The organism is Mesorhizobium sp. M7A.F.Ca.US.014.04.1.1 (assembly GCF_003998745.1).
In the GTDB taxonomy this organism is placed as follows: Bacteria; Pseudomonadota; Alphaproteobacteria; order Rhizobiales; family Rhizobiaceae; genus Mesorhizobium; species Mesorhizobium ciceri.
Genome location: NZ_RZRW01000046.1, coordinates 1 through 8775, shown reverse-complemented (window position 1 = coordinate 8775; position 8775 = coordinate 1). Strand labels below are relative to the sequence as shown.

Here is an 8775-nt window from a genome sequence, read left to right as displayed (position 1 = left end):
GAATTACGTCGGCGGCGTCATGTCGCCGGAAATGGCGACACCGAAGCTGATGTGGCTGAAGCGCAATTTGCCGGAGACCTGGAATGAAGCCGGCTATTTATTCGATCTCACCGATTTCCTGACCTGGCAAGCGACAGGTTCGCTGGCCCGCTCGCAATGCACGCTGACCGCCAAATGGACCTATCTGGCGCATGAAGAGGCCGGCTGGCGGCGCGACTTCTTTGCGCTCGTCGGCCTCGGCGATCTTTTCGAGCACGGCAATTTGCCGGAAAAGGCCAGCCCGGTCGGCGCTTATATTGGCCAACTGACCGCCCAGGCAGCGGCCGAGCTTGGGCTGAGCGAGAAATGCCGGGTCGGCGCCGGCGTCATCGATGCCTATGCCGGTGCGCTTGGCGTGCTCGGCGGCTTTGCCGGCGACCAACAGGACATCGGCCGGCATTTGGCGCTGATCGCCGGCACGTCGAGCTGCGTCATGGCGATGTCACCGGATCCGCAGCCCTTCGCCGGCGTCTGGGGTCCCTATTACGGCGCGGCGCTGCCCAGGCTGTGGCTGTCGGAAGGCGGCCAGTCGGCGACCGGCGCCCTGCTCGACCACATCATCCGCTGGCACGGCGCCGGCGGCGAGCCGGATGCCGCCATGCATGCGAAGATCGCCAGGCGTGTCGCCGAGCTGCGCGCCACCGAGGGCGACAACCTTGCCGCGCGGCTGCATGTGCTGCCCGATTTTCATGGTAACCGCTCACCGCTCGCCGATCCGCATGCCGTCGGCGTCGTCAGCGGGCTGACGCTGGACTCCTCCTTCGACAGCCTGTGCAAACTCTACTGGCGCACCGCCGTCGGCATCGCGCTCGGCGTGCGCCACGTGCTGGAGGCGCTGAACGAGAACGGCTATCTGATCGATACGCTGCATGTCACCGGCGGCCACACCAAGAACCCGCTGTTGATGGAGCTCTATGCCGACGCCACCGGCTGCACGGTGATCGAGCCGCTGGCCGACGAGGCGGTGCTGCTCGGCACCGGCATGATCGCCGCCACCGCGGCCGGGCTGTTTCCCGACCTCAACGCGGCCTGTCTTGCCATGCAGCAAGGCGGCAGGACGCGCGCGTCGAACCCGAAATCATCAGGGCGTTTCGACCGCGACTACAAGGTTTTCCTCGAGATGCACCGCCAGCGGCGGATGCTGGACGCGATCCGCTAGAGCACCGGGGCCGGTCCCTGGCTCAATCCGTTCCCGTCCCTCCTCTCTTGCCTTCATGTCGCGTTTCGTCCAGAAGCTGACGCAAACGCCGCGAAACCGAAGGTTTTGCCGTTTGAAATGCGGCTTCCGGCTTTAATGCCGACGTGCCGTATCTGGAAAGAGCGGAACAATGTCTGCGATCGAAGCCGGCGCTCGCGCGCCGGAAAATCTTTGGCGTCAGGAAATCAGGGCGACGCTGGCGCTCGCCTGGCCGATGGTGCTGACCAATCTCGGCCAGACCGCGATGACGGCCACCGACGTCATGATGATGGGCCGGCTGGGGCCGGATACGCTGGCCAGTGGCGCGCTTGGCGCCAACCTCTATTTCATGCCGCTGATCTTCGGCCTCGGCCTGATGCTGGCGACATCGCCGATGATCGCCACCGAGCTTGGCCGCCGCCGCTATTCGGTGCGCGACCTGCGCCGCACCGTGCGCCAGGGCCTGTGGCTGGCGATCCTGATCTCGATCCCAATCTGGCTCGTGCTTTGGCACGGCGAAGGCATTCTGCTGGCCATGGGCCAGGAACCGGCACTGGCGCATCAGGCCGGCATCTATCTGCGCTGGCTCGAATGGGCGGTGCTGCCCTTCTACTTCTATATCGTGCTGCGCTCGTTCATCTCGGCGCTGGAGCGGCCGGGCTGGGCGCTGGTCATCGTCTTTGTTGCCGTCGCCTGCAATGCCTTCTTCAACTGGGTGTTCATGTTCGGCAATCTCGGCGTGCCGTCGATGGGCATTGCCGGGTCGGGCCTTGCCACCTCGCTGTCCTCAACGCTGATGTTCATCGGCCTGGCTGCCGTGGTGATGCTGGAGAAGAAGTTCCGCCGTTATCGTCTGTTCGGACGGTTCTGGCGATCGGACTGGCCACGCTTCAAGGGCCTGTTGCGGCTCGGCCTGCCGATTGCCGGCATTCTCGCCTTCGAGGTGACTATCTTCAATGCGGCCGCCCTGCTGATGGGCCTGATCGACGCGGATTCGCTGGCCGCGCACGCGATCGCCATCCAGATCGCCTCGATCTCCTTCATGGTGCCGCTTGGCCTCAACCAGGCGGTGACGGTGCGCGTCGGCCTTGCGCATGGCGCCGGCAATCCGCAAGGCGTGTCGCGCGCCGGCTGGACCGCCTTCGTCATCGGCGTCTCGTTCATGGCGCTGATGGGGCTGGTGATGATCCTGTGGCCGCATCCGCTGATCAGCGCCTTCATCGATCTGAGCAATCCGGCCAATGCCAGGGTGATCGAACTTGCCGTGTCGTTCCTGGTCTTCGCGGCGCTATTCCAGGTCTTCGACGGCGCCCAGGCGGTGGCCGCCGGCATGCTGCGCGGCCTGCACGACACCAAGGTGCCGATGATCTATGCCGCGATCGGCTATTGGGGCGTCGGCCTGCCGCTCGGCGTGCTGCTCGCCTTCCATTTCGGCCTGCATGGCGTCGGCATCTGGATCGGCCTGTCGACGGGGCTGGCCGTGGTGGCCGCGCTGCTGCTGGCGCGCTGGCTGCGGCGCGACCGACTGGCCCCGCCGCTCGCGTTCGGGCATTGAAACAGGACGGTTGGGCTCGGCGGCTGTTGTCCTGTGGACGTTGGCTCATTGAACGACGTCTGCAGAACTCCCTCGAAATCCGGCGCCGCGCTGGAGGCGGTCAGAATGTCGGCGGCGTGTTGACCCAGAGGATGCGGACCGTGGTCGAACCGATATTGCGGTAGCCGTGGCCGAGTTCGGAGTTGAAATAGAACGCGTCGCCTGCCTCGAGTGCCACCACGTTCGCCTCGACCAGCAATTCGACGGAACCTTCGAGCACGTAGCCGAACTCTTGTCCCTTGTGGCTGATCAACTCGGGGCTGCCGCCGCCGGCCTCGATCACGTGGACGTTGATCTGCAGCAGATATTCCGGACCGGACGGCACCAATTGCTCGAGCACGACATGGTTGCCCGAACGCCGATGTCCCGTCTCCATGTGCGGACGCTCGTTTTGCCGCAAAACGAACACTTCCGAGGCATTGTGCTGCAGCGTGCCGAACATCGCGTTCATGTTGATGCCCAGTGCCTGCACCAGCCGGTGCAGAGCCGCCATGGACGGCGTAGCGCGGTCGTTTTCGATCTTCGAGAGATAACCCTCTGTCAGCCCGATGCGGGCGCCGAGCTCTTCCAGGCTGAGGCCAAGCACCTGTCTGGCATGGCGCAGCTTGACGCCGATCCTCGGGGTTCCGTTTCTGTCGCGCATGTCAGGTCCGCGTCTTCATCCAGTCCGCCAGCTTCGCCAGCAGGAAATCGACTTCCGCCTCGGTGTTGTAATGAGCCAGCCCGATGCGGACGACACCGTTGCGGTCCGCAAGCCCCAGCCGCTTGATTGGCTCCAAACCGTAATTGTGACCGTGCCAGAGATAGATGCCTTCCTCTGCCATCGCCCTGGCGATGTCCGCGGGATCGGTTCCGTCAACGGTGATCGACACGGTAGGCACACGGCGCGCCAGCGCCGCCACATCGGATATGCCCTGGATCAAGACGCCATCAATTCTGGACAATCCGGCAATCAGCCGTGCTGTCAGGACACGCTCATAACGGTCGGCGACTTCAATGCCGGCGACGATTCGCTCCCGCCGCGTCGCCTGCGGGTGGACGTTGCCGAAGGACTGTCCGAGCCAGGCATAGTGCTCGACGGCGCCAAGCACCCCGGCAAGCGCCTCGCGGCTTGTCGTTCCCGTCTCGAATTTTCCAGGTGGCGTATTGGAAGCCGCGCGCACCTTATAGGCGGTCAGCGCCTGCAGCAGATCGAAACGGCCCCACAACACCCCGTGATGCGGTCCAAAAAATTTGTAGGCCGAGCAAACCAGGAAATCACAGCCGATCTCCTGGACGTCGATCACCCCATGCGGCGCGAACTGCACCGCGTCGATATAGCTCAGCGCCCCGATCGCGCGGGCGCGCTGCGCGATCCGCTTCACGTCGTTGATCGTGCCGGTAACGTTGCTGGCATAGCCGACAGCGACCAGCTTGACGTCCTCGTCGATAGTCGCCTCCAGCGTCGACAGGTCGAGTTCGAAGGTTTTTGGATCGAGGTCGATCCAGCGTACTTCAAGCCCCCGATCCTCCGCCAGCATCAGCCAGGGTGCGACGTTGGCGTCATGATCCATGCGCGTCAGCACGATGGCGTCGCCGGCGTTCAGATCGCGGCCGATGGCGCGCGAGACGGCGAAAGTCAGAGTTGTCATGTTCTGGCCGAACACCACCTCACGCCGGTCGGCGGCATTGAAGAAATCGGCCATCGCCTGATGCGCGTCGTCGACCATCGCCTGGGCCGCGAGTGAGGTTTCGAAATAGCCACCAAGATTGGCGTTGGTTTCGATCATGACACGCGTCATACGCTCGATCGAACGGCTCGCCATCTGGGTTCCCGCGGGATTGTCGAAGAAAATCCGCTTCTTCGGCTCGGCACCTCTCGCCATCGCCGGAAAAGCATCGCGGACTGTATCTATATCCATGTCTGAATTCCGTGTCTGATGATCGTTGTGCGGCGGCCCCTCGACCGCCGCCAGCAGCGGCTTCACGCGTTCAGCCGGCCGCTTCATGGATGGCGACAGCGCGAGCCGGGAAGCCAGATCCGGCCTTTGGCTTTGGCCAGCTTGCCATTATCAACGCGCCGGCTTCGGGCACCTTGTCGAGATTGGCCAAGAGCTCGATCTGCCAGCAGTCGCGCGACAGCACATAGTATTCCAGGCTTGCGTCACCTGCGGAAGTGGCACGGCCGGGATCAGTGTCCATGCCCTCGTGCCCGATCGCAGCAACACCGCGGCGTTCCAAAAGCTCCTCCAGCACCGGCTTCGACCAACCAGGCGCATGGGAGATACCGTCGGCCGACTTGTTCCGAAACGCCACGGGGTCCGGCCAGCGCGGCCACCAGCCGGTGCGAAGTGCGACAAAACACTTTTCCGGGATACGGCCGTTCCGCGCCTCCCAGGCCGAAATATCGTCGAGCGTCGGCGTCGCGTCGGGATCGGCGGCGACCCTGTCGCTGATGTCGAGGATGACCAGCGGCAGAAGCATCTCCGCCACCGGCAGTTGGTCGATCGAGCGGCCGCCGTCGATGAAGTGCACCGGCGGATCGACATGGGTGCCCCACTGTCCGACGAAGGCGTAGTGGTGGACCTGGAAGGCATCGCCCTTCGAAAAATCGAGCAACGCACTGCGCTCCTCGTCCGGGAAGGCCGGGAAATGCGGCTGACCCGGATGAAACGCATGCGTCAGGTCGGTGAAGGTCGCGGCGGAGAGCCGCGACCTGTAGATGTCCCAAAGGGAGCCCGGAGTGGACAAGATCACGGCTCCGCGACGAAGGTCGGTGCCGCTTCACTTGCCAGGACAAGCTTGCCGTCCTTGACACCAATGACCGAGACCGACTTGTCCGGCACCGAAATGCCCGGGCGGTAGGTGATCGTGCCGGTCACGCCGTCGAGCCCGGACGTAGCGGCCAGCGCGTCACGGATCTTGGCCGGATCCGGCGCACCGGCACGCTTGATCGCGTCGGCCATCAGCTTGACCGAGTCGTAGCCGAGCGCAGCGAACGCGTTCTCCGGGGCATTGCCGACCGACTTGGTGTAGGCGTCGATAAAGGCCTGCACCTTCGGGGTGGCGCCCTCACCGATATAGGCGTGGGTGGTGAAGTAGGTGTCCTTGGCCGCGTCGCCGCCGACCTGGATCAGCAAGGGCGTGTCGTAGCCGTCGCCGCCGACCACCGGCAGGTTGATGCCGGCCTGGCGCATCTGCTTCAAGATCAGGCCGATTTCCTCGGCATTCGACGAGGCATAGACGAAGTCTGGCTGCGGCGACAGCGCCTTCAGTTTGGCGATCTGCGCGGTAAAGGTCTTGTCGCCGATCTTGTAGGTGTCGCGCTCCAAAATCTTGCCCCCGCCATGCTCGTAGGCGGTGACGAAGTAGTCCGACAGCAGCGTTGTGTATTCAGTGCCGATGTCGGTCAGCAGGTAGGCGGTTTTGCCGTTCAGCTTGTTCAGCGCAAATTCCGCGCCAACCGCAGCCTGAACGTTGTCGCCGAAGGCGGCGAGGAAGATCTCGTTGCCGAGCTGGCTAGGCAATTTCGGCGAGGTCGCGCCTGGCGTTATGAACGGTATCTGCGCCGTCTGGACCTGCGGTCCGATGGCCAGCACCGAGTCGGAATCGGCGAAGCCGATGATGCCGACGACCTTGTCGCTGTCGATCAACTGGCTGGCGACGGTCGAGATCGTCGTCGAATCGCTCTTGGAATCGTAGATCACCAGTTCTATCTGCTGGCCGAGCACGCCGCCGGCGGCGTTGATTTCGCTCGCTGCCAGCTTGGCGCCATTCAGCATCGGACCGTCGAGCGAGGCCTGGATGCCGGTCAGGTTTGCCGGATAGCCGATCTTGATGGTGTCGGCAGCAAGTGCCGTGCTGGCCGAGGCAAGCGCGAAGAATGCGCCCAGTCCCAGGCCGATGGTACCGCGTCGAGTGAGTTTGATCATCGTTTTCGTTCCTCTGTCTGGTTCACCGTTGCCGATCTTTGGGTTGATCCGAACATAAGTTCCCGGTCCCCCATGATCCCCTTCGGCCGGAAGATCATGACTAGAATGAAGATGAAGCCGAGCACGATCTGGCTGGCGCCAAACAGGGCCGGCACCGCGAAATCGCCGATCGTGAAGCCGCGTTCGACCGAGCGCAGGATCTCCGACAACAGCGAAACGCAGATGACGCCGACCACCGCGCCGGTCAGGGAGCCCATGCCGCCCAGCACCAGCATTGTGATCAGACTCATCGTCAGCGCGAAGTAGAAAGTGTTCGGCGAAAACGAGCCGAGATAATGCGCATAGAGCGACCCGCCGACGCCTGAGAAGAACGCGCCGATGACGAAGGCGATCAGTCTGGTCCGCAGCACGCCGATTCCGACAGCGCTGGCCGCGATCGTGTCGTCGCGCACCGCCTTCATGGCGCGCCCGAAAGGCGAATAAACCAGGCGCGCCAGAACGAACACCGTGATGGCGAGCCAACCCATCACCCAGGGCAACGTCGTCTCCAGCGGCACGCCGGTAAACGTGCGGGCACCTCGGGTGAAATCCGACGCATTGATCAGCACCACGTTGACGATAATCAAGAATCCCATCGTCGCCACCGAAACGAAATAGCCCGACAGGCGCATCAAGGGATAACCGACGACCACCGCAAGCAATGCCGTCAGAAGACCTGCCACCAGCGTCGCCGGCAGGAAGGGGAGGCTGAAAGCATGCAGAAACCCCGGCAGATGCGGCAGCAATGCCATCTTCTGCTGCACCGGGATCGACAGGATTCCCGAAATATACGCGCCGGCGCCGATGAAGCCGACATGGCCGAGCGAAAACACGCCCGTAAAACCGTTGCTCAGCGACAGCGCCAGCACCAGGATTGCATTCAGCGCGATCAGCAGGATAATCCGGACGAAATAGTCGCTCAGCACGTGCGGCGCACCGAATGCGACAGCTGCCCCCGCCACCACGGCGACGAGGACGAGGAGTGTGATCCGCGCTTCCCGGCTCACAGCTTTATCTCCCGGTTTGGCTGGAGCAGCCCGCCCGGGCGCACCAGGAGAAAGGCGATCAGCACGGCGAAGACGATTGCGTCGCGATAGGACGAGACGCTGCTCGGCAGGAATGCGACGATGAATATCTCCAGCGCGCCCAATATGTAGCCGCCGACCAGGGCGCCCGCGATCGACCCGAAGCCGCCGATGATTGCCGCCACGAAAGCCTTCAGGAGCGGCGTGAAGCCCATCTGCGGCTGCACCACGCCGGCCTGTGCCGCCCACAAAATGCCGGCGAGGCCGGCATAGGCGGATGCGACGATGAAGGCGACGATGATCAGCCGGTTGACGTTCAGACCGACAAGGTGTGCCGCCGACATGTCCTCGGCTGCGGCGCGCATGCCGAGCCCAGTCGTGGTGCGCGTGATAAACCAGCCGAGGAGCAGCAGCGACACGAAGGTCAGCGCGATGGTCAGGAGATTGATGCTGGTGAAGGTGATGGCGCCGTTCGACATTTCCCAGGAGGTGTTGAGAATATCGGGGAGTGGAAAATTGCGCGGCGAGGAGGTGAACACCAGGATGCCGACATTCTCGATGATGTAGGTGACGGCGAGGCTGGTCAGCAGTCGCGCAACGTCGGGCGCGTCGCGGATCGGGCGGTAGGCGATGCGTTCGATGAGGAAGCCGGCGGCGGCGGCTGCGGCGATGCCGCAGATCACGGCGACCGGGAACGGAACGCCGATGCCGACCAGCAAGGCAACCCCGAAGGCACCTACCATCATGACGTCGCCATGCGCGAAATTGGTGAGCTTGAGGACGCCGAAGACGATCGACAGACCGACCGCCACCAGTGCGTAGAGGCTGCCGAGGCTCACCGCATTGACGATCTGCTGCAGGATATAGTCCAGCTGGGTCATGTTGCCGCCCCGAGATATGCCTGCGCCACGCGTTCGCTGTCGCGCAGTTCCGCGGACCGGCCAGACAGCGCCACCTGGCCCGTGCGCAGCACATAGGCACGGTCGGCGA

Annotated in this window: 8 protein-coding genes; 2 read left to right on the top strand and 6 right to left on the bottom strand. The window is 63.7% G+C overall.

The window, feature by feature from the left end:
• Together EOA22_RS05325 and EOA22_RS05320 are read left to right on the top strand one after the other, a co-directional pair.
• On the top strand, positions 1 to 1198 hold a 1198-nt coding region (locus tag EOA22_RS05325), incomplete at its 5' end, for an FGGY-family carbohydrate kinase (protein ID WP_245478597.1).
• 169 nt (positions 1199 to 1367) lie between these two features.
• Positions 1368 to 2771 carry an MATE family efflux transporter gene (locus tag EOA22_RS05320; RefSeq protein ID WP_013528421.1) on the top strand — a complete coding sequence of 468 codons (1404 nt, stop codon included), beginning with the start codon at positions 1368 to 1370 and terminating at the stop codon, positions 2769 to 2771.
• 100 nt (positions 2772 to 2871) lie between these two features.
• Here the strand turns inward: EOA22_RS05320 and EOA22_RS05315 are convergent, their stop codons facing one another.
• The 6 genes from EOA22_RS05315 to EOA22_RS05290 are packed head-to-tail and all read right to left on the bottom strand — an operon-like array spanning position 2872 to position 8666.
• The gene (locus EOA22_RS05315) at positions 2872 to 3453 is read right to left on the bottom strand and encodes a cupin domain-containing protein (protein ID WP_013528422.1); all 582 of its coding nucleotides are present in this window, start codon (positions 3451 to 3453) and stop codon (positions 2872 to 2874) included.
• 1 nt (position 3454) lies between these two features.
• A complete protein-coding gene (locus EOA22_RS05310) occupies positions 3455 to 4798 on the bottom strand; it encodes a cysteine desulfurase-like protein (protein ID WP_348629479.1) in 1344 nt (447 codons plus the stop codon).
• The gene (locus tag EOA22_RS05305) at positions 4782 to 5546 is read right to left on the bottom strand and encodes a cyclase family protein (protein WP_244514254.1); all 765 of its coding nucleotides are present in this window, start codon (positions 5544 to 5546) and stop codon (positions 4782 to 4784) included. The genes EOA22_RS05310 and EOA22_RS05305 overlap by 17 nt, the downstream gene beginning before the upstream one ends.
• Positions 5543 to 6721: an ABC transporter substrate-binding protein gene (locus EOA22_RS05300; RefSeq protein WP_013528425.1), complete on the bottom strand. Its 1179-nt coding sequence runs from the start codon at positions 6719 to 6721 to the stop codon at positions 5543 to 5545. The genes EOA22_RS05305 and EOA22_RS05300 overlap by 4 nt, the downstream gene beginning before the upstream one ends.
• Positions 6718 to 7767 (bottom strand): branched-chain amino acid ABC transporter permease, encoded by a 1050-nt coding sequence (locus EOA22_RS05295; RefSeq protein ID WP_082826621.1) that lies wholly within the window; start codon positions 7765 to 7767, stop codon positions 6718 to 6720. Before EOA22_RS05295 ends, EOA22_RS05300 begins: the two co-directional genes overlap by 4 nt.
• Entirely contained in the window at positions 7764 to 8666 is a 903-nt protein-coding gene (locus tag EOA22_RS05290; RefSeq protein ID WP_024502052.1) for a branched-chain amino acid ABC transporter permease, read from the bottom strand. Before EOA22_RS05290 ends, EOA22_RS05295 begins: the two co-directional genes overlap by 4 nt.
• Positions 8667 to 8775 lie beyond the last annotated feature (109 nt).